The 19867-nt window shown below is 71.4% G+C and carries 21 protein-coding genes; 7 read left to right on the forward strand and 14 right to left on the reverse strand.

Annotation, left to right across the window (positions count from 1 at the left end; translation table 11 throughout):
- The first annotated feature begins 78 nt into the window (after window positions 1–78).
- The 3 genes from ACWC24_RS33320 (at window position 79) to ACWC24_RS33330 (ending at window position 1708) form a co-directional block, all read left to right on the forward strand.
- The gene (locus ACWC24_RS33320; RefSeq protein ID WP_450666639.1) at window positions 79–222 is read left to right on the forward strand and encodes a hypothetical protein; all 144 of its coding nucleotides are present in this window, start codon (window positions 79–81) and stop codon (window positions 220–222) included.
- A 140-nt stretch (window positions 223–362) separates the two neighbouring features.
- Window positions 363–1034, forward strand: a complete 672-nt coding sequence (locus tag ACWC24_RS33325; RefSeq protein ID WP_450666640.1) for a potassium channel family protein — start codon at window positions 363–365, stop codon at window positions 1032–1034.
- Window positions 1031–1708, forward strand: coding sequence for a potassium channel family protein (locus tag ACWC24_RS33330; protein WP_450666641.1), 678 nt, complete (start codon window positions 1031–1033; stop codon window positions 1706–1708). Before ACWC24_RS33325 ends, ACWC24_RS33330 begins: the two co-directional genes overlap by 4 nt.
- Before the next feature lie 304 nt (window positions 1709–2012).
- Here the strand turns inward: ACWC24_RS33330 and ACWC24_RS33335 are convergent, their stop codons facing one another.
- From ACWC24_RS33335 to ACWC24_RS33370, 8 genes are all read right to left on the reverse strand, one after another.
- Window positions 2013–2774, reverse strand: a complete 762-nt coding sequence (locus ACWC24_RS33335) for a DUF3159 domain-containing protein (RefSeq protein ID WP_450666642.1) — start codon at window positions 2772–2774, stop codon at window positions 2013–2015.
- Window positions 2775–2777: 3 nt separating this feature from the next.
- Window positions 2778–3176: an OB-fold nucleic acid binding domain-containing protein gene (locus ACWC24_RS33340; RefSeq protein WP_351617002.1), complete on the reverse strand. Its 399-nt coding sequence runs from the start codon at window positions 3174–3176 to the stop codon at window positions 2778–2780.
- 75 nt (window positions 3177–3251) lie between these two features.
- Window positions 3252–3935: a response regulator gene (locus ACWC24_RS33345; protein ID WP_450666643.1), complete on the reverse strand. Its 684-nt coding sequence runs from the start codon at window positions 3933–3935 to the stop codon at window positions 3252–3254.
- A complete protein-coding gene (locus ACWC24_RS33350) occupies window positions 3932–6601 on the reverse strand; it encodes an ATP-binding protein (RefSeq protein ID WP_450666644.1) in 2670 nt (889 codons plus the stop codon). Before ACWC24_RS33350 ends, ACWC24_RS33345 begins: the two co-directional genes overlap by 4 nt.
- Window positions 6602–6769: 168 nt before the next feature.
- Window positions 6770–7948: an alginate lyase family protein gene (locus ACWC24_RS33355; protein ID WP_450666645.1), complete on the reverse strand. Its 1179-nt coding sequence runs from the start codon at window positions 7946–7948 to the stop codon at window positions 6770–6772.
- 160 nt (window positions 7949–8108) lie between these two features.
- Complete coding sequence (locus tag ACWC24_RS33360; RefSeq protein WP_450666646.1) at window positions 8109–8870, reverse strand: DUF3710 domain-containing protein; 762 nt, start codon at window positions 8868–8870, stop codon at window positions 8109–8111.
- A 1-nt stretch (window position 8871) separates the two neighbouring features.
- A complete protein-coding gene (gene dut / locus ACWC24_RS33365; RefSeq protein WP_450666647.1) occupies window positions 8872–9432 on the reverse strand; it encodes a dUTP diphosphatase in 561 nt (186 codons plus the stop codon).
- On the reverse strand, window positions 9429–10013 hold the full coding sequence (locus ACWC24_RS33370; RefSeq protein WP_450666648.1) for a PaaI family thioesterase: 585 nt from the start codon (window positions 10011–10013) through the stop codon (window positions 9429–9431). The genes dut and ACWC24_RS33370 overlap by 4 nt, the downstream gene beginning before the upstream one ends.
- 113 nt (window positions 10014–10126) lie before the next feature.
- On the opposite strand from ACWC24_RS33370, the gene ACWC24_RS33375 reads away from it, so the two are divergent.
- Window positions 10127–10591: a DUF3093 domain-containing protein gene (locus ACWC24_RS33375; RefSeq protein ID WP_450666649.1), complete on the forward strand. Its 465-nt coding sequence runs from the start codon at window positions 10127–10129 to the stop codon at window positions 10589–10591.
- Between the two features lie 411 nt (window positions 10592–11002).
- Here ACWC24_RS33375 and ACWC24_RS33380 read toward each other — a convergent pair whose 3' ends face one another.
- From ACWC24_RS33380 to ACWC24_RS33395, 4 genes are all read right to left on the reverse strand, one after another.
- Window positions 11003–11941 carry a hypothetical protein gene (locus tag ACWC24_RS33380; protein WP_450666650.1) on the reverse strand — a complete coding sequence of 313 codons (939 nt, stop codon included), beginning with the start codon at window positions 11939–11941 and terminating at the stop codon, window positions 11003–11005.
- A 13-nt stretch (window positions 11942–11954) separates the two neighbouring features.
- Window positions 11955–12251: a DUF4193 domain-containing protein gene (locus tag ACWC24_RS33385; protein ID WP_003993510.1), complete on the reverse strand. Its 297-nt coding sequence runs from the start codon at window positions 12249–12251 to the stop codon at window positions 11955–11957.
- Window positions 12252–12647: 396 nt separating this feature from the next.
- Window positions 12648–13880 carry a sensor histidine kinase gene (locus ACWC24_RS33390; protein WP_450666651.1) on the reverse strand — a complete coding sequence of 411 codons (1233 nt, stop codon included), beginning with the start codon at window positions 13878–13880 and terminating at the stop codon, window positions 12648–12650.
- Between the two features lie 6 nt (window positions 13881–13886).
- Entirely contained in the window at window positions 13887–14540 is a 654-nt protein-coding gene (locus ACWC24_RS33395) for a response regulator transcription factor (protein WP_013000218.1), read from the reverse strand.
- 414 nt (window positions 14541–14954) lie between these two features.
- Here ACWC24_RS33395 and ACWC24_RS33400 point away from each other — a divergent pair, with 414 nt between their 5' ends.
- Window positions 14955–15128: a hypothetical protein gene (locus ACWC24_RS33400; RefSeq protein WP_450666652.1), complete on the forward strand. Its 174-nt coding sequence runs from the start codon at window positions 14955–14957 to the stop codon at window positions 15126–15128.
- A gap of 127 nt (window positions 15129–15255) precedes the next feature.
- Here the strand turns inward: ACWC24_RS33400 and ACWC24_RS33405 are convergent, their stop codons facing one another.
- Complete coding sequence (locus ACWC24_RS33405) at window positions 15256–16071, reverse strand: inositol monophosphatase family protein (protein WP_450666653.1); 816 nt, start codon at window positions 16069–16071, stop codon at window positions 15256–15258.
- Window positions 16072–16079: 8 nt separating this feature from the next.
- Entirely contained in the window at window positions 16080–17207 is a 1128-nt protein-coding gene (locus ACWC24_RS33410) for a ferrochelatase (protein ID WP_450666654.1), read from the reverse strand.
- A gap of 126 nt (window positions 17208–17333) precedes the next feature.
- Between ACWC24_RS33410 and ACWC24_RS33415 the strand changes: the two genes are divergently transcribed.
- Both ACWC24_RS33415 and ACWC24_RS33420 read left to right on the forward strand, forming a co-directional pair.
- Entirely contained in the window at window positions 17334–18572 is a 1239-nt protein-coding gene (locus tag ACWC24_RS33415; RefSeq protein ID WP_450666655.1) for an MFS transporter, read from the forward strand.
- The gene (locus ACWC24_RS33420; RefSeq protein WP_450666656.1) at window positions 18532–19848 is read left to right on the forward strand and encodes a D-arabinono-1,4-lactone oxidase; all 1317 of its coding nucleotides are present in this window, start codon (window positions 18532–18534) and stop codon (window positions 19846–19848) included. The genes ACWC24_RS33415 and ACWC24_RS33420 overlap by 41 nt, the downstream gene beginning before the upstream one ends.
- Window positions 19849–19867: the final 19 nt, after the last annotated feature.

Below are 19867 nucleotides of genomic sequence, written 5' to 3' on the forward strand. Positions count from 1 at the left end.
GGGCTGCTGATTCCGCAGGTGGCGCGACCCCCGTGTCTAGATGTCTGGACCCCTGCCGTCGCCGCCCCCGGAGGTTCCATGTCCACGACCGCAGAGCTGATCGGCGCCGCCGTGAGCCTTGTCGGCCTCGGATTCCTGACCCTGCGCAGCGTGCGCAGCATCACGCGCCGCCCGCCGCCGCTGACCGCGACAGACCACCGCTCCCGGACGTCGATGCGATGACTGCGCGTACGACACCGGGGGTAGGACCGCGAAGTGACTGCACAGGGGTGCCCGGCGCGCACCGCGCGTGTGTAGCTTGGGCGGCGGTCTGAGACCCTGTTCAAGCCATAGTCACCAACCCTTGACCTCGGAAGGACGTCGTGCACATCGTCATCATGGGCTGCGGCAGAGTGGGTTCCGCTCTCGCGCAGACCCTGGAGCAACAGGGGCATTCGGTCGCTGTGATCGACCAGGACCCCACCGCCTTCCGACGACTGGGCTCCTCTTTCGGCGGCCGTCGGGTCACCGGCGTCGGCTTCGACCAGGACACCCTGCGCGAGGCCGGCATCGAGGAGGCCGGCGCGTTCGCCGCGGTGTCCAGCGGCGACAACTCGAACATCATCGCGGCCCGCGTGGCCCGCGAGATGTTCGGCATCGAGAACGTCGCGGCCCGTATCTACGACCCCCGGCGCGCCGAGGTCTACCAGCGCCTGGGCATTCCGACGGTCGCCACCGTCCGCTGGACGGCGGACCAGATGCTGCGCCGGCTGCTGCCGTCCGGCGCGGAGCCGCTGTGGCGCGATCCCACCGGCGGGGTGCAGCTCGCCGAGGTGCACGCCTCCAGCTCCTGGGTCGGTCACCGGATCAGCGAGCTCCAGGAGGAGACGGGCGTACGGGTGGCGTTCCTGACCCGCCTCGGCGAGGCGATCGTGCCGACCTCGCTGACCGTGCTCCAGGAGGGCGACCTGGTGCACGTGATGATGCGGACCGACGACGTCGAGAAGGTCGAGGCGGCGTTCGCCGAGGGCCCGAAGGAGGGCGGTCACCGATGAGGGTCGCCATTGCCGGTGCCGGTGCGGTCGGCCGTTCGATCGCGGGCGAGCTGCTGGAGAACGGCCACGAGGTGCTCCTCGTGGACAAGGCGCCGACCGCCATCTCGGTCGAGCGGGTCCCGCAGGCGGAGTGGCTGCTCGCCGACGCCTGCGAGATCACGTCGCTGGACGAGGCGGCGCTCCAGCGCTGCAACGTCGTGATCGCCGCGACGGGCGACGACAAGGTCAACCTGGTCGTCTCCCTGCTGGCGAAGACGGAGTACGGCGTTCCGCGGGTGGTCGCCCGCGTCAACAACCCGAAGAACGAATGGCTCTTCAACGAGTCGTGGGGTGTTGACGTGGCCGTCTCCACCCCGCGCCTGATGTCGGCCCTGGTCGAGGAGGCGGTGAGCGTCGGCGACCTGGTCCGGCTGCTGCGCTTCAGCCACGGCGACGCCAACCTCGTCGAGCTGACCCTGCCGGAGGAGTCGGCCCTGGCCGGCACCCAGGTCGGCGATGTGGAGTGGCCGGAGGACACCTCGCTGGTCACCATCATCCGCGGGAACCGTGTCCTCACCCCGACCCAGGAGGACTCCCTGGAGGCGGGCGACGAGCTGCTGTTCGTGGCCGCGCAGGCCCGCGAGGAGCAGCTGGAGGACCTGCTGTCGGTGCGCCGCGACGATTCGTCGAGCTAGGGCGTGTTTCGAAAGTAGCGTCGTCCGCCCGAAGGGCGGGCCCGGCGGCGTCTGGTGCGTGCGATCGCAAGGCGGAGGGTCGCCCCGATACTGGTTGTATCGGGGGGATCCCGACAACGCGGCTGGGGGTGCCCCCTCTGGGGGAGCGCGTGCCAGACGCCGCCGGGCAGACGGGACTTTCGAAACACGCCCTGGCGCCGGCCGACGGTCCGTCGAGTCGGCGTCGGCGCATCAGCGCCTCGGGTCTACGACGATGGGGCGCCCGGAAATTTCCGGGCGCCCCATCGTCGTACTCATGTCCGTCTCAGCGGCGGTGGCGTCCGCCCGTGGCCTCGCCGCGTTCCGCGGTCTCCGCGGCGAGCGCGGCCTTGCGCTCCTCCTCGGCCTTCTCCTCCGCCTCCATCTCGGCGAAGACGTCGATCGGCGCCGGCGCCTTCGCCAGGAAGACCCAGGTGAGCCAGACGGCCAGCAGGAAGGGCGGGATCTTCAGGGCGACCAGCACCCAGCCGAGCTGGGCGGTGTTCGCCCACCAGTACAGCGGGAAGAGGACCGCGCACTTGGCGAGCAGGATCAGGCCCCACGCCCAGCTGGCCTTGGCGTACGCCTTCTTGCGGCCGGGGTTGCGGGTCCGCCAGGAGAGGTTCTCCTTGAAGACCGGGCCGAGGATCAGGCCGATCAGCGGGACACCGCACAGCGTGGTGATGATGTACGCCAGGGCCAGGCCCAGCGTGTAGAGCATGCCGGGGAGGTAGAAGTCCTTGGCGTTGCCCGTCATCATCGCGAACACGACGCCGAAGGCGACGCCGAAGACACCGCTGAAGGCGTGCTTGACGGTGTCCTTCATGACCAGCCGGACGACGACCAGGACCAGCGACACGACCAGCGCGGCGATGGCCGACCAGTGCAGGTCCTTGTTGATCGTGAAGATGGTGACGAAGAGCAGGCCGGGCAGCACCGTCTCGACCATGCCCCGCACCCCGCCGAACGCCTCGAAGAGCGCGGCTTCGGTCACCGCCCGGGCGTCGTCCTGCTGAGTGTCCTGGGTCGGCTTGTCGAGCGACGTCACCGGCTACTCCCGTCCGAGGGGTCTCAGTTCGTACTTGGGGTTGAACAGCACTCGCCGGCCCCGGCTCATCGAGATCCGGCCCGACGCGATCAGCCTGCGCCCGGGTTCGATGCCCACGATGGAACGCCTGCCGAGCCACACCACGTCCAGCGCCGCGGAGCCGTCGAACAACTCGGCTTCCAGGGCCGGGACTCCGGCTCGAGGCCGCAGGGTGACCGTGCGCAAGGTACCAGTAACCGTCACGATCTGCCGGTCCTGGCAGTCACCGATGCGGATGCAGCCGGCGGTTTCGGCGTCCTCCCGCAGCTCCTCGGACTCCAGGTCCTCCTGCGACGAGGAGAGCCGGTCGAGCATGCGCCGGAACCGGCCCACCGGTTTCTCGGAACGAGGAACAGCACTCATATCTGAAGCGTACCGGGGTGCCCTGCCAAGGACGTACCCGCGGTGACGACGCCCGAACCGACCCCGTTCCCCGGTTCACTTCTCGAACCTGTATCCCATCCCCGCTTCCGTGATGAAGTGCCGCGGGTGCGAGGGGTCCGTCTCCAGTTTCCGGCGCAGCTGGGCCATGTACACCCGGAGGTAGTTCGTCTCGGTCCCGTAGGAGGGTCCCCAGACCTCCTGGAGGAGCTGCTTCTGGCTGACCAGCCGGCCGGTGTTGCGCACCAGCACCTCGAGCAGATGCCACTCGGTGGGCGTCAGGCGTACGTCCCTGCCGTCCCGGTTGACCTTCTTGGCGGCCAGGTCGACGGTGAAGCCCTCGGTCTCCACCAGCGCGTCGTCCTCATCGGCCCCGACGGGTTCGGCCCGGCGGACGGCGGCCCGCAGCCGGGCCAGCAGCTCGTCCATGCCGAAGGGCTTGGTGACGTAGTCGTCGGCGCCCGCGTCGAGCGCCTGGACCTTCTCGTCGGAGGAGTGGCGCGCGGACAGCACCAGGATCGGCACCCGGGTCCAGCCGCGCAGGCCCTTGATCACCTCGACGCCGTCCATGTCGGGCAGGCCGAGGTCGAGGACGACCACGTCCGGATGACGGGCCGCGGCGAGCTGGAGCGCGGTGGCACCGTCGTAGGCCGCGTCGACCTCGTACTTGCGGGCCCTGAGGTTGATCACGAGGGCGCGGACGATCTGCGGCTCGTCGTCGATCACGAGCACCCTGGTCATCTGACCTGCCTTTGCGGTTGTACGGGCCGTGGTGGTTGTACGAGCTCTTCCGGCGGCACGGAGCCTGCCGGTCGCGCGGGTTCTTCCGGTCGTACGGATCCATCGGGCCGTACGGGACTCGGTGGCTGTGCGGGCCGGACGGACTGTGCGGGCCGGACCGGTTCGGGGCCCGCTCCGGCCGCGCGCAGGGTGAGGACCATGGTGAGGCCGCCGCCGGGGGTGTCCTCGGCGTCGAGCGTGCCGCCCATCGCCTCGGCGAAGCCGCGCGCGACCGCGAGGCCGAGGCCGACCCCGGCGCCGCGCGGGGCGTCGCCGTAGCGCTGGAAGGGCTCGAAGATGCGTTCCTTGGCGTCGTCCGGGACGCCCGGCCCGCGGTCCACCACCCGCACCTCGACCCGGTCCGCGATGGCGCTGGCGGCGACCAGGACGCGTGCGCCCCGCGGGCTGTACTTCACCGCGTTCTCGACCAGGTTGGCCACCACGCGCTCCAGCAGCCCGGCGTCGACCGCGGCCATGGGCAGGGTCTCGGGGACGTCCAGCTCGACGCTGTCCTCGGGAACGCCGCCGAGCGCCATCGGCACGACCTCGTCGATGTCCGTCTCGCGGATGATCGAGGCGACGGTGCCGGTCTGGAGGCGGGACATGTCGAGCAGGTTGCCGACCAGGTGGTCCAGGCGGTCGGCGCCCTCCTCGATGCCCGCCAGCAGCTCGGCCCGGTCCTCCTCGGACCACTCGACGTCCTCCGAGCGCAGGGACGACACCGACGCCTTGATCCCGGCGAGCGGGGTGCGCAGGTCGTGGCTGACGGCGGCCAGCAGCGCGGTGCGGATGCGGTTGCCCTCGGCCAGCGCGCGGGCCCGGTCGGCCTCCTCCCGCAGCCGCCGCCGGTCCAGGACGACGGCGGACTGGGCCGCGAACGCGGCCAGGACCCGGCGGTCCTCGGCGGGCAGTACCCGCCCGGTGAGCGCCAGCGCCATGTGGTCCCCGACCGGCATGTCCACGTCGGCGTCCTCGGGCCGCTCCAGCGGCCGGCCGAGTCCCACGCTTCCCGCGCAGGTCCACGGCGCCACGTCGCTCTCGCGCTCCAGAAGCGCCGCCGACTCCATGCCGAAGGTCTCGCGCACCCGCTCCAGCAGCGCCTCCAGGCTGGTCTCGCCGCGCAGCACGTCACCCGCGAGGAAGGAGAGGATCTCCGACTCCACCCGCAGCCGGGCCGCCTGGTGCGTGCGCCGGGCGGCGAGGTCCACGACCGAGGCCACCGACACCGCGACCCCCACGAAGATCGCGATGGCCACGATGTTCTTCGGATCGGCGATCGTCAGCCGGTGCAGCGGGGGTGTGTAGTAGTAGTTCAGCAGGAACGATCCGACAGCCGCCGAGCCGAGCGCCGGGAGCAGCCCGCCGAGCAGGGCCGCCGCCACCGTCAGCGCCAGGAACAGCAGCATGTCGTTGGCGAGGCCCAGGTCCACCGTGTTCAGCAGCAGCGCCAGGACCACCGGGCCCACCACGGCGACGAACCAGCCCCAGCTGATCCGGGCCCGCCCCAGCCGTGCGCCCCGGGCGGCCGGCAGCCCGCGCCCCTTGCCCGCCTCGCCATGGGTGATCAGGTGGACGTCGAGGTCGGGCCCCGACTCCCGGGCCACGGTCGCTCCCACGCCCGGCCCGAAGACGTACTGCCAACTGTTGCGCCGCGAGACGCCGAGCAGGATCTGGGTGGCGTTGACCCCGCGGGCGAAGGCCAGCAGGGCCGCCGGTATGTCGTCGCCGACCACGTGGTGGAAGGTGCCGCCCAGATCCTCGACCAAGGTCCGCTGGAGGGTCAGTTCCTTCGGCGAGGCCGAGGTCAGCCCGTCGCTGCGGGCTATGTAGACGGCCAGCACCTCGCCGCCGGCGCCCTTCTCGGCCAGCCGGGCGGCCCGCCGGATCAGCGTCCGGCCCTCCGGGCCACCGGTCAGACCGACCACGATCCGCTCCCGCGAACCCCAGATCGCCGACACCCGGTGCTCGCTGCGGTACTGCTGGAGGTACTCGTCGACCCGGTCCGCCACCCACAGCAGCGCCAACTCGCGCAGGGCGGTCAGGTTCCCGGGCCGGAAGTAGTTCGACAGGGCCGCGTCGACCTTGTCCGGCTGGTAGATGTTGCCGTGCGCCATCCGGCGGCGCAGTGCCTGCGGCGACATGTCGACCAGCTCGATCTGGTCGGCGCGGCGCACCACCTCGTCCGGCACGGTCTCGCGCTGGCGCACCCCCGTGATGGACTCCACCACGTCGCCCAGCGACTCCAGGTGCTGGATGTTCACCGTCGAGACCACGTCGATGCCCGCGGCGAGCAGTTCCTCCACGTCCTGCCAGCGCTTGGCGTTGCGGGAGCCCGGGACGTTGGTGTGGGCCAGTTCGTCCACCAGGGCGACGGCGGGCGCACGCCGGAGCACCGCGTCCACGTCCATCTCGGTGAAGACCGCGCCCCGGTGGTCGAGCTCCTGGCGCGGGACGACCTCCAGGCCGTGCAGCATCACCTCGGTGCGCGGCCGGTCGTGGTGCTCCACGTAGCCCACCACGCAGTCGGTCCCGCGCTCCACCCGCCGATGCGCCTCGGACAGCATCGCGTACGTCTTGCCCACGCCCGGTGCCGCACCGAGATAGATCCGAAGCTTGCCGCGTGCCATGGCCCCATTGTCTTCCCGTGCCGCCTGCGTACGCAGCGTCGACCTTACGGCGGGCCGGGGTGACAGAACGGACAAGAAGGGGGGTAGAGGTCGTCTTTGACGCAACCCTGACGCGCCCGGCGCGGGGCCGGCGCGGCCGTGGTCGCGTCGGCCCCCGGGGGGCGCGGCTCAGCCGGCGTTGTCCCCGTGGGTGAGGGTCTCCCAGGCGACGAACAGGTTGTTGCTGCCGGCCGGACGGTTCTGGAGGGTGAGTGCCTGGGTGTTGGTCATCGCGATGCCCAGCCGGTTGTGCAGGGCGTTGTAGCCGACCTCGGTGACCGGACCGAGCCCGAGGTTCAGCGTGCCGCCGCACAGCCAGCTCGGGACGGCGGTGCCGAGCTGGTACTTGGACTGGAAGCCGAGCGCCTGCCGCAGCCGCTCGCCGACGTCGGTCCCGTACAGGTCCTGGCCCTGGATGCGGCTGGTCTCGGCGATGTGCGAGATGGACGAGATGCCGTACCCGGTGTGGGTGAAGTCGCGGCAGGTCTCCTGGGTGAGACCGGTGACGAAGGTGGACTGGCCCTGCCAGTAGGCGACGATCTTCGCCGTGGTGTCGAGGTTCTGGCTCGGCACGGTCTTCGGCACCGCGCCGTCGGAGGCCAGGTAGACGTACGCGGCGGTACGGGTCCGGAACTTCGCCATGGCCTTGTCGTACGACGTCCGGTCCTCCAGGAAGACGGAGATGCCGACGGCGGCCTCCATCATGGTCAGTTCCCAGTTGCCGTTGGAGTTGGAACCGTTGACGACCTCGGGGAGGTAGACGTCGCGGAGCATGGTCGCGAAGCGGCCGGAGTTGGCCCAGGTCCCGGTGTACGTGTACTTGACGATCTCGGCGGCCTTGGCCCAGGAGGAGCCGGCCCAGCCGGTCTGGAGGGGCGCGTTGCTGTTGGTGTGGTCCTTGATCACCGCGGACCACGCGTCCATCAGCGCGATGGACTTCTGCGCGTACCGGCTGTCCCGGGTGATGTACCAGGCGAGGGCGTCGGTGTACGCGGCGATCGCGTCCTCGCGCTCGTCGGTGCAGCCGTAGTTGGGGTTGGAGTACGAGCCGCACTCGACGGTCGCGCGCGGCGCCGGGGTGCGGTTCAGGTCGGCGTACTTGCTCGCCAGCATCTGGTCGAAGGCGCCCTTCCAGGGCTGGGCACCGGCCTGGACCTCGGCCCGGGCGAAGTCCAGCTGCCCCTGGGAGACGGTGACACCGGGGTGGACGAAGGCGGCGGGGGCGGCCTGGGCCTGGCGCGCGGCGGGCCAGACTAAGGCGCCCGCGACCAGGGCGGTGACGGTGGCGAGGAGTGCGGTACGGCGCATGGTGGGGGGCCATCCGTTCTTGTATGTGAACGATGAGCGCCTGCATGAACGCAGGCGCTGCGCCGAGACCATAGGTACAGACCAACCGCCCGTCAAGGTGGCGCGCACATGACGAAGGGCCGTACCCCGTCGGGGTACGGCCCTTCGTGTACGACTGTGCTCAGCGGACCTCGGTGATCTCCGGTCCGCGCTGGAGCTGGCCCATGCCACCGGAGAAGCGGGAACCGGCCTCCTCCTGCTGGACGCCCTCGGGCACCATCTGGGCGTCGTTCGGCAGCTTCAGGACGATCGGGTCACGGGGGGCCATCGGGCCCTCGCCCCGGACCACGACGGTGTCCCGGAAGATCTGCTCCAGCAGACCGGCCGCCTGCGGCTGCACCGCGCCCTGGCCCGAGATGACCCCGCGCAGGAACCAGCGGGGGCCGTCCACGCCCACGAACCGCACGACCTGGAAGCCGCCCGTGCCGTCGGGCAGCTGCACGGGCACCTGGGCCCGCAGCTCCCAGCCCAGGGGACCCTCGACCTCGTCGACGATGCCGCCCTGCTGGGTGATGCCCGAGCCGATCTCCTCGCGCACCTCGCCCCAGATGCCCTCACGCTTGGGAGCGGCGAAGGCCTGGAGCTGGATGGCGCTGTCGTGCAGCACGACGGTGGCGGCGACGATCGCGTCACCGGCCACCTCGACCCGCAGCTCCATGCCGTCGACGCCCGGCACGAACAGACCGCCGAGGTCCACGCGGCCCTCGCCCGGCTCGCGCACCTCGGTGTCGTCCCAGGGCCCGTCGGGCCGCGGCTCGGGTTCGAGCCGCACGCGCTCGCGCACGCCCTCTACGTCCGCCTCGGTGTCGACACTGTCGACGACCTGCTCGGCCTCGCCGGCCGCGCCGTCGGCGGCATCCCTCTTCTTGCGACGTCCGAACACGTCACTGTCCTTCCCGGTCGGATACGACCGAAGCGTATCTATACCCACCCGTTGCGCCGCCGTCGGCGGCCTGACCGCTTGTGCCGCTCGCGCCGTCCACCGCGGCATGGCCGCCGGTGGACCCGAAGCCCCCCTCGGCCCGTACCGAGTCGGGAAGTTCCGCGACCTCCCGGAAGCGAACCCTCTCGACCTGTTGGACTACCAGTTGGGCAATCCGGTCGAAGCGCTCGAACCGCACCGACTCGCGCGGATCGAGATTCACCACGATCACCTTGATCTCCCCACGGTACCCGGCATCAACCGTCCCCGGGGCATTCACCAGGGCGACGCCGCAACGGGCGGCGAGCCCGGACCGGGGGTGCACGAAGGCCGCGTACCCCTCCGGGAGGGCGATCGACACCCCGGTGGGCAGGACCGCCCGCTCCCCCGGCGCCAGCTCGCAGCCCTCGGTGGTCCGCAGGTCGGCGCCGGCGTCACCGGGCTGTGCGTACGAGGGAAGCGGCACCTCGGGGTCGACGCGCCGGATCAGCACGTCCAGCGGGTCACGGCCGGCGGGGCTCACGGGTTCACCTCGAAGGCGCGGGCGCGGCGGATCTGGTCCGGGTCGCTCATGGCGGCCTGGATCTCCTCCTCGCGGCCGTGCCGGACGAAGTGCTCGACCGCGACCTCGACGAAAAGGGCGTCGGCGCGGACGGCGACGGGGCCCTCCGGGCCGCCGATGCGCCCGGTGGCCGTCGAGTAGATCTTCCGTCCTGCCACCGCGGTCACCTCGCCCTCCAGGTACAGGGTCGTCCCCACCGGCACGGGCCGCACGAAGTCGGTCTCCAGCCGTCCGGTCACGGCGACGGTCCGCAGCAGCCAGCTCAGCGAGCCGAGGGTCTCGTCGAGCGCGGTCGCGAGCACACCGCCGTGCGCGAGCCCGGGAGCGCCCTGGTGGGCGGGCTGCACGGTGAACTCGGCGGTGACCGTGACACCCGTGCCGGCCCGTGCCTGGAGGTGCAGCCCGTGGGGCTGCTCGCCACCGCATCCGAAACACTGTTCGTAGTGGGCACCGAGAAGCTCGCCGGGCGCGGGAGCATCGGGGTGTCGCACCGGTTTCACGGCGTCACCGGGAGGCTGAAGAGCTGGGGAAGTACCACTCACAGGCGCAGACCTTACCCGCCCGCCCGTCTCCCGCCGCCGCCCTGCCCGACAGCGCTGCGCGCTGGCCCCCCCTGATCCCGGCGTGATCCGGACACCGTGCCAAGCTTGGCTCCATGCAGCACTCCGCCACCCCGTACGAAGAACGCCTGACCGCCCCCCGCTCCTGGTGGCTGATCTCGTTTCTCGTGGGCGTCGCCTGCGCCCTGGTCCTGCTCCCGTTCGGCACCCTGCCGATGCTCGGCGGCCTGGTCGGCGGCACCGCGGTCGCCGCCGTCACGGCCAGTTCCTACGGCTCGCCGCGCATCCGTGTGGTCGGCGGCTCGCTGATCGCCGGCGAGGCGAAGATCCCCGTGGCGGCGCTCGGCGAGGCGGAGGTCCTGGACGCCGAGGAGGCCCGCGCCTGGCGCACCTACAAGGCCGATGTGCGCGCCTTCCTCCTGCTGCGCTCCTACATCCCCACGGCGCTGCGCGTGGAGGTCACGGACCCGGACGACCCGACGCCGTACCTGTACCTGTCGACCCGGGAGCCGGAACGCCTGGCGGAAGCCCTGGAGGCTGCCCGGACGGCCTCGGCGTAGCACCCGGGCCGTCGGGGCCCCGCGGGGGCTCCGGCAGCCGGAAAGCCCGTCCGGAAGGCCCGGGAGAGGCTCGCGCGGACGGACTCGCAGGGGTCTTCCGGAGCCGCGCGCGGAACGCGGGCCCGAAGCGCCTCGAGCGGCTCACGAGAGCCGCACCGGAAGACCCTGGCACCGGCCTCGGGACAGCGGGCCCGAAGGGCCCTGAGCGGCTCGCGAGACGCGGTCCGGAGGGCTCCCGAAAGGGGCTGCGGGAGGCCGGCCCCGAAGGGGCGTGAGCGGTCGCCGGACCGGAGGGGGCGCGAGCGGGCCGTGCGGGAGACCCGCCCGGAAGGGGCGTGAGCGGCTGCGGGCCCGGAACCGGGGCCTGGAGCGGCTGCGGGAGGCGACGTCACCCGCGGGCGGCGGCGCGTCTCACCGCCCCAGTTCCTTCGAGATGTCGCCCAGCCGCACCGGATCCGCCGGAGGCTCCAGCGGCGGCAGCTCGGGCAGCGCGTCCCAGGACACCTGCGACTTCCGCAGGTCCGCCCGGATCCGCGCGGCGAGTTTTCTCGTGTCACGACGGTTCATGACCGCGCCGACCGCGGCTCCGACCATGAACGGCATCAGGTTCGGCAGGTTGCGGACCAGTCGTTTGGTGATCTGCTGCCGAAGCTCACGCTTCATCCGGCCGCCCAGCGCCGCGTCGATCGTCGACGGTTTCCTCACGTCGATCCCGCGCTCGCCCGACCACGAGCGCAGATACGCGGTACTGCGGTCCCTGAGCTGTCCCGGCGGGCGCAGGCCGTACACCTCGTAGAGCTCGGCGATCAGCTTCAGCTCGATCGCCGCGACCCCGGTGATCTCCGCGGCCAGCTCGGTGGGCATCGCGGGCGGTACGGGCAGCATCGCGGCCGCCCCGATGCCCGCGCCCACGGTCGAGGTGGCGTTCGCGGCGCCCGCGACGAGCTTGTCCGCGAGCTGCTCGGGGCCGAGGCCCGGGAACTGCCTGCGGAGCGTCGCGAGGTCGCGCACGGGAATCCGCGGGGCGATCTCGATGATCCGGTCGACGAGGTACGCCAGGCCCGCCTTGGCGCCGCTCCCGGTCTTGCGGGCGCCGTCCGCGGCGAGGCCCACGGCCTTGTCGCGGATCGCCGCGGCCCGCCGCCTGGCGACGGGCGCGGGACTCTCCACCGGCGCCGGGAGGTCACCCCGGTCGCCTGCCGGTTCGAGCGAGGCCGAGCCGGACGACTCCTGCGTCGTACCGGATGAGCCCCGCTCGTCGTCACGCACGCCGTGAGGGCCGTCGGACGGCCCGTGCTCCGCTCCCCTCAGGAGGAAGCGGCGCTTCCGAGGTGGGGTCGAGCCAGTCACGGCCGACCCGTCCTCAGTCGCAGTCGCGGCAGATCGGCTGGCCGTTCTTCTCGCGGGCCAGCTGGCTGCGGTGGTGCACCAGGAAGCAGCTCATGCAGGTGAACTCGTCCTGCTGCTTGGGCAGCACACGGACGGCCAACTCCTCGTTCGAGAGGTCGGCCCCGGGCAGCTCGAGGCCCTCGGCGGCCTCGAACTCGTCGACGTCGACGGCCGAAGCCGACTTGTCGTTCCGACGGGCCTTCAGTTCCTCAAGGCTGTCCGAGTCAACGTCGTCGTCGGTCTTGCGTGGGGTGTCGTAATCGGTTGCCATGGTCGCTCTCCCCCTCTGGGTGTTTGCGGTGTCTCCAGCGCACGTAACGCGTGAGAGGCCGGACTTGTGCCCGACCCGAGGCGGAGATTTTGCCTCACATCAAGGTCTGTTACTCAATCGACACCCAACCGGATCCCCCGAGAGTGATCGGCTTGGATGGCGATCGGGACCGTACACGGTCATGGCGCCGCTCTCCAAAGGCGCCTCACCGTGTACTTCCCGTGAGCACGGCACCGGAAAACCCGGATTTTACGGGCTTTGTGGCACCAGCTGTGATCACGGAGCGTGGATAGTCTGAATATCGCCCTTGTGATCGATCACACAGGACATCGCCCGCAGGGTGTCCCGAAAATTCCGCTAAAAGCGAACAGTCCCGTGCGTGTCGAGGCCATGGTCTCAGATAGGCAATGTGACGCACATCATGAGCCCGCCCCCTTCCCGCGGCTGCGCGGAGATATGCCCGCCGTGCGCCCGGGCGACGGACCGGGCGATGGACAGACCCAGGCCGACACCCTTGTCACTGCCCGTACGCTCCGTGCGCAGCCGCCTGAACGGCTCGAACAGGTTGTCGATCTCGTACGCCGGAACGACCGGTCCCGTGTTCGACACGGCCAGGACCGCCTGGCCGTGCCGGACCTCGGTGGTGACCTCGACCCAGCCGCCCGAAGGCACGTTGTAGCGCACGGCGTTCTGCACCAGGTTCAGGGCGATCCGCTCCAGCAGCACACCGTTGCCCTGGACGACGGCGGGCTTGCGCTCGCCGCGGATCACCACGCCCTTGGCCTCCGCCTCGGCGTGCACCTGGTCGACCGCCTGCTCGGCGACCTCCGCGAGGTCCACCGGCTTGCGCTCGACGATCTGGTTGTCGCTGCGGGCGAGCAGCAGCAGGCCCTCCACGAGCTGCTCGCTGCGCTCGTTGGTGGCCAGCAGCGTCTTGCCGAGCTGCTGGAGCTCCACCGGGGCGCCCGGGTCGGACAGGTGCACCTCCAGGAGGGTGCGGTTGATCGCCAGCGGGGTGCGCAGCTCGTGCGAGGCGTTGCCGACGAAGCGCTGCTGGGCCGTGAAGGCCCGCTGGAGGCGCTCCAGCATGTCGTCGAAGGTGTCGGCCAGTTCCTTCAGCTCGTCGTCCGGGCCGTCCAGCTCGATCCGGCGGGACAGGTCCGAGCCCGCCACCGCGCGCGCGGTGCGGGTGATCCGGCCGAGCGGGGACAGCACCCGGCCGGCCATCGCGTAGCCGAAGGCGAAGGCGATGACCGCGAGGCCCAGCAGCGCCAGCAGGGAGCGGCTGAGCAGGTCGTCCAGGGCGTGCTGGCGCTGCTCGTTGACGCAGTCGCTCATCGCCTGGTTGAACACGTCCGGCGTGGCCTTGGTGGGCAGGACGCAGACCTTGCTGGTGACGCTGCCCTCGGTGATCTTGAACGGCAGGTCGCTGCCCACGTCCAGCGCCTGTGCCGCGAGCAGATAGATGATCGACAGCAGCATGATGCCGGCGATCAGGAACATGCCGCCGTACAGGAGCGTCAGGCGTATCCGGATGGTCGGGCGCAGCCACGGGAAGGGCGGTTGCGGTCTTCTGGGGTCCCAGGTGGGCTTCGGAGGCGCTGCGGGCGGTGCGGGATCGGTGGCCACAGTGGATCAGATCCTGTACCCGGAGCCGGGGACGGTGACGATGACGGGCGGCTCGCCCAGCTTGCGGCGCAGGGTCATGACCGTCACCCGCACCACGTTGGTGAACGGGTCGGTGTTCTCGTCCCAGGCCTTCTCCAGCAGTTGCTCGGCGGAGACCACCGCGCCCTCGGAGCGCATCAGCACCTCCAGGACGGCGAACTCCTTGGGCGCGAGCTGGACCTCCTTGCCGTCGCGGAAGACCTCGCGGCGGTTGGGGTCGAGCTTGATGCCCGCGCGCTCCAGCACGGGCGGCAGCGGCACGCTGGTGCGCCGGCCGAGGGCCCGCACCCGCGCGATGAGCTCGCTGAACGCGAAGGGCTTGGGCAGGTAGTCGTCGGCGCCGATCTCCAGCCCCTCGACCCGGTCGCTGACGTCGCCGGACGCGGTGAGCATGAGCACGCGCGTGGGCAGGCCGAGCTCGACAAGCCTGCGGCACACGTCGTCGCCGTGCACGAGCGGGAGGTCGCGGTCCAGGACGACCACGTCGTAGTCGTTGACGCCGATGCGCTCCAGGGCGGCCGCACCGTCGTACACGACGTCGACGGCCATGGCCTCCCGGCGCAGTCCGGTGGCCACCGCATCGGCGAGCAGCTGCTCGTCCTCGACGACGAGTACGCGCACGTCGCTTGTCCTTCCTGTGTCCACCCGCGCGGCCCCTCGGGCGCACACGGGCAGGAGTCTTCGTGGATGTGGCGTCCATCCTGCCCTTTTCGGCTGTAAGTCGGCGGTAAGGCGGGAGAGCGGGCACGGATGTGCGGGCGATCGGCCCTGGAATGGCGGATTTTCTCGTCCGGTCGAGGTTTCCGTGGAAGGGAGCGGGGGGAGGACCGTTTACACCCCGCGATCACACTCTGCTTGTGCCGCAACACCATGCGGTACGTCGCTGTCCGCTTTTCCACAGAGTGGTCGTGGGTGTCCGGCACCGTGGCCGCCCGGTACAGGGCTGCGCCGGGCATCCACAGGAGACGTGATCGCCCCTTCCGAACGGCACACCCCCGTGCCATCGACCCACGACCCTGGACGAGGGGGCGCAGCATGGACGCTTTCACCGCAGGACTTCTGCAGCGCATAAAGGCGACCGAGTCCGACCTGACGCGGGCTCGTGACGAGGGCGACGAGTTCCTCGTCGACGTGGAGCAGGGCGAGCTCGACGACCTGCACCGCCTCGCCGCCGAGCACGGCGTGGAAGTCGGCATGTCCGCCGTCTGATCGATTCGCACGTACGACAGCGGGGCCCCGGGCGATCCAGTGCCGGGGCCCCGCTGTCGTAGGTCGCACGGACTCCCGGGCGAACAGTTGTGCTCCTCGGGGTGCCCCGAGGATGCCCGGGGCACGCTCAGTCGTGCCAGGCGCCGAAGTCCTCCAGGAGCCGCTGGAGGGGCTCGAAGACGCCGGGGCTCGCCGCCACCGTGAGGTCGCCCGAGGGGCCCTGGGAGGGGCGCCCGCCGGTCAGGGCGCCCGCCTCGCGGGCGATCAGGTCGCCCGCCGCGTAGTCCCAGGCGTGCAGTCCGCGTTCGTAGTAGCCGTCCAGGCGGCCCGCGGCGACGTCGCACAGGTCGACGGCGGCCGAGCCGCTGCGCCGGATGTCACGCAGCAGCGGAACGAGCTTCCGGGCGACCTCGGCCTGGTGGGTGCGGACCTCGCCGACGTAGTTGAAGCCGGTCGAGACCAGGGCCTGGTCCAGGGGCGGCGCGGGACGGCAGGTGAGCCTGCGCGCACCGTCCCAGGCACCGGTGGCCCAGGCTCCGCCGCCGCGGACCGCGTGGCAGGTCTCCCCGCGCATCGGGACCGCCACCACGCCGACGACCGTCTCGCCGTCCTGCTCGGCAGCGACCGACACGGCCCAGGTCGGCAGTCCGTAGAGGTAGTTCACCGTGCCGTCGAGGGGATCGATCACCCAGCGGATCCCGCTCGTGCCCTCACTGGCGGCCCCCTCCTCGCCGAGGATGCCGTCGGCGGGGCGGCGGTCGGCGATGAGGCCGGTGATCAGCTTCTCCGCCGCGATGTCCATCTCGGTGACGACGTCGATCGGGCTCGACTTCGTCGCGGCGACCGCGAGGTCGGCGGGGCGGCCGTCGCGCAGCAGTTCGCCCGCGCGGCGGGCCGCCTCGTGGGCGATGCCGAGCAGTTCGGTGTGCAGGGGGTCGGTCACGGCGTTCCTCACGCGTAGGGGCTGTCGGCGCCCGCGGCGGCGGGGCGGGGGGCGCGGGCCGGGCAGCAGCCGACCGGGCACACGTCGTGGCTCGCGCCGAGCGCGCCCAGGGCGCACGGTGCGACCGTCCGTCCGCGCTCCGTCCCGGCGCGCTCCAGGATCAGTTCCCGGACCGCGGCGACGAAGCGCGGGTCGTCGCCGACGGTGGCCGACCGGCGCACCGGCAGTCCCAGTTCCGCGGCCCTGGCGGTGGCCTCCGTGTCGAGGTCGTACAGGACCTCCATGTGGTCGGAGACGAAGCCGATGGGGGCCATGACGACCGCCGGGACGCCGGCCGCGTGCCGCTCCTCGAGGTGGTCGCAGATGTCGGGCTCCAGCCACGGGATGTGCGGTGCGCCGGAGCGGGACTGGTAGACGAGCTGCCAGGGGTGGTCGACGCCGGTGCGCTCCCGGACGGCGTCGGCGATCAGCCGCGCCACGTCCAGGTGCTGCCGGACGTAGGCCCCGCCGTCGCCGTGTTCCCCGGCCGGGCCGGAGGTGTCGGCGGCGGAGAGCGGGATGGAGTGGGTCGAGAAGGCGAGGTGCGCGCCGTCGCGGATGTCCTCGGGGAGGTCGGCGAGGGAGGCGAGCACCCCTTCGATCATGGGTTCCAGGAAGCCCGGGTGGTTGAAGTAGTGCCGCAGCTTGTCGATCCGCGGCGGCTCCACGCCCTCGGCCCGCAGGGCGGCGAGCGAGTCGGCGAGGTTCTCGCGGTACTGACGGCAGCCCGAGTACGAAGCGTAGGCGCTGGTCGTCAGGACGAGGACGCGGCGACGTCCGTCGGCGGCCATCTCGCGCAGGGTGTCGGTCAGGTAGGGCGCCCAGTTGCGGTTGCCCCAGTAGACCGGCAGGTCCAGGCCGTGGTCCGCGAAGTCCTTGCGCAGGGCGTCCAGCAGGGCGCGGTTCTGGCCGTTGATGGGGCTGACCCCGCCGAACAGGAAGTAGTGCTGCCCGACCTCCTTGAGGCGTTCCTTCGGGATGCCGCGCCCGCGGGTCACGTTCTCCAGGAACGGGACCACGTCGTCCGGGCCTTCCGGGCCGCCGAAGGAGAGCAGGAGCAGGGCGTCGTAGGGGGTGGGATCGAGCGCTTCTGGCATGAGTCGAATCCTGCCACCCGGCGCCGACAGCCGGGCTCCGGGCCCGCGGAGCCGGTGCATTAGGGTTACCTAACCAGTAACCTGTATCGGCCATCTTCGCGCCTTACCGGATCCCCGGAGACACCCGTGCCCAGCCCCTACCGCGCCCTGTTCGCCGCCCCCGGCTCCAAAGGCTTCTCCGCCGCGGGGTTCCTCGGCCGGATGCCGCTGTCGATGATGGGCATCGGCGTGGTCACGATGATCTCCCAGGTCACCGGGCGCTACGGGCTCGCGGGCGCGCTGTCGGCCACCATGGCGCTGGCCGCGGCGGCGATCGGCCCGCAGATCTCGCGGCTGGTCGACCGGCACGGGCAGCGGCGGGTGCTGCGGCCGGCCACCCTGGTCGCGCTCGCCGCCGCGGCGGGACTGCTGCTCGCCGCGCACTTCGCGTGGCCGGACTGGGTGCTGTTCGTGTGCGCCGCCGGAATCGGCTCCGTGCCCAGCCTCGGCGCGATGATCCGCGCGCGCTGGGCCGCCCTGTACCGGGGCACCCCGCAGCTGCACATCGCGTACTCCTTCGAGTCCGTGGTGGACGAGATGTGCTTCATCTTCGGGCCGATCATCTCCATCGGACTGTCCACGGCCTGGTTCCCGGAGGCCGGGCCGCTGCTCGCCGCGGGCTTCCTGGCGGTCGGTGTGTTCTGGCTGACCTCCCAGCGCGCCACCGAACCCGAGCCGCACCCGCGCGAGCGGCACGGCGGCGGTACTGCGCTGCGTTCGCCCGGACTCCAGGTCTTGGTGGCCACCTTCGTGGCCACCGGAGCGATCTTCGGGGCGGTCGACGTGGTCACCGTGGCCTTCGCCGAGGAGCAGGGCCACAAGGCCGCCGCGAGCGTCGTCCTCGCGCTCTACGCGGCGGGATCCTGCACGGCGGGCATCGTCTTCGGGCTGTTGCGCTTCCGGGGAGCACCGGAACGTCGCTGGGTACTGGGCATATTCATGATGGCCGTGAGTATGATCCCCCTCCTACTGGTCGGAAACTTGCCGTTTCTGGCCGTGGCGCTGTTCGTTGCGGGTCTGTCCATCGCGCCGACGATGATCACGACGATGTCCCTCATCGAAGAGCACGTACCACGTGCGCAACTGACCGAGGGCATGACCTGGGTGAGCACCGGGCTCGCCATCGGGGTCGCACTCGGTTCCTCGGCGGCCGGCTGGGTGGTCGACGCGGTCGGCGCGCGCGCCGGGTACGGGGTTCCGGCCGTGTCCGGGGCCGTCGCGGTCACGGTCGGTTTCCTGGGGTACCGCCGGCTCAGCAGGCCGGCGTCGGGTTGGGGAGGGACCGTTGAGCACGACAGCGAGCGGGAAGAGCGGCACGTGGCGTAACTGGGGCGGCAACGTCTCGGCCCGGCCCGCGCGGGAGGTCACGCCCGCCTCCGTCGAGGAGCTGGCCGCGGCCGTGCGCAAGGCCGCCGAGGACGGTCTGAAGGTGAAGGCGGTGGGCACCGGGCACTCGTTCACGGCGATCGCCGCCACCGACGGCGTGTTGATCCGCCCGCAACTGTTGACCGGCATCCGCAACATTGATCGCGAGGCCGGGACGGTCACGGTCGAGGCCGGCACCCCGCTCAAGAGACTCAATGTGGCCCTGGCCCGCGAGGGTCTGTCGCTGACCAACATGGGCGACATCATGGAACAGACCGTCTCCGGGGCCACCAGCACCGGCACGCACGGCACCGGCCGCGAGTCGGGCTCGATCGCCGCCCAGATCAAGGGCCTGGAACTGGTCACGGCCGACGGATCGGTGCTCGTCTGCTCCGAGAAGGAGAACCCGGAGGTCTTCGCGGCCGCCCGGATCGGCCTGGGCGCGCTCGGCATCGTCACCGCGATCACCTTCGCCGTGGAGCCGCTCTTCCTGCTGACGGCACGCGAGGAGCCGATGCCGCTGGACCGGGTCATCGCCGAGCTCGACGAGCTGTGGGCCGAGAACGAGCACTTCGAGTTCTACTGGTTCCCGCACACCGACAGCACCAACACCAAGCGCAACAACCGCAGCGCGGGCCCGGAGCAGCCGGTGGGGCAGCTGGCCGGCTGGTTCGAGGACGAGCTCCTCTCCAACGGCGTCTTCCAGGTGGCCCAGCTGGTCGGCCGGGCCGCGCCCGCGACGATTCCCGCGATCGCCCGGATCTCCAGCAAGGCCCTGTCCGCGCGCACCTACACGGACATCCCCTACAAGGTGTTCACCTCCCCGCGCCGGGTGCGCTTCGTGGAGATGGAGTACGCCGTCCCGCGGGAGGCCCTGGCCGAGACGCTGCGGGAGCTGAAGACGATGGTCGACCGCTCCGGGCTGCGGGTGAGCTTCCCCGTCGAGGTGCGCACCGCGCCGGCCGACGACATCGCCCTGTCCACCGCCTCGGGCCGGGACAGCGCCTATGTCGCGGTGCACATGTTCCGGGGTACGCCCTATCAGGCGTACTTCACCGCCGCCGAGCGCATCTTCACCGCGCACGAGGGCCGGCCGCACTGGGGCAAGGTGCACACCCGGGACGCCGAGTACCTGGCCGGGGTCTACCCGCGCTTCGGCGAGTTCACCGCGCTGCGGGACCGACTCGACCCTGAACGTCTGTTCCAGAACGACTACTTGCGGAGGGTTCTGGGGTAGGGGACGCGCCGGGCGTCCC

This window comes from Streptomyces sp. NPDC001443, assembly GCF_053597355.1.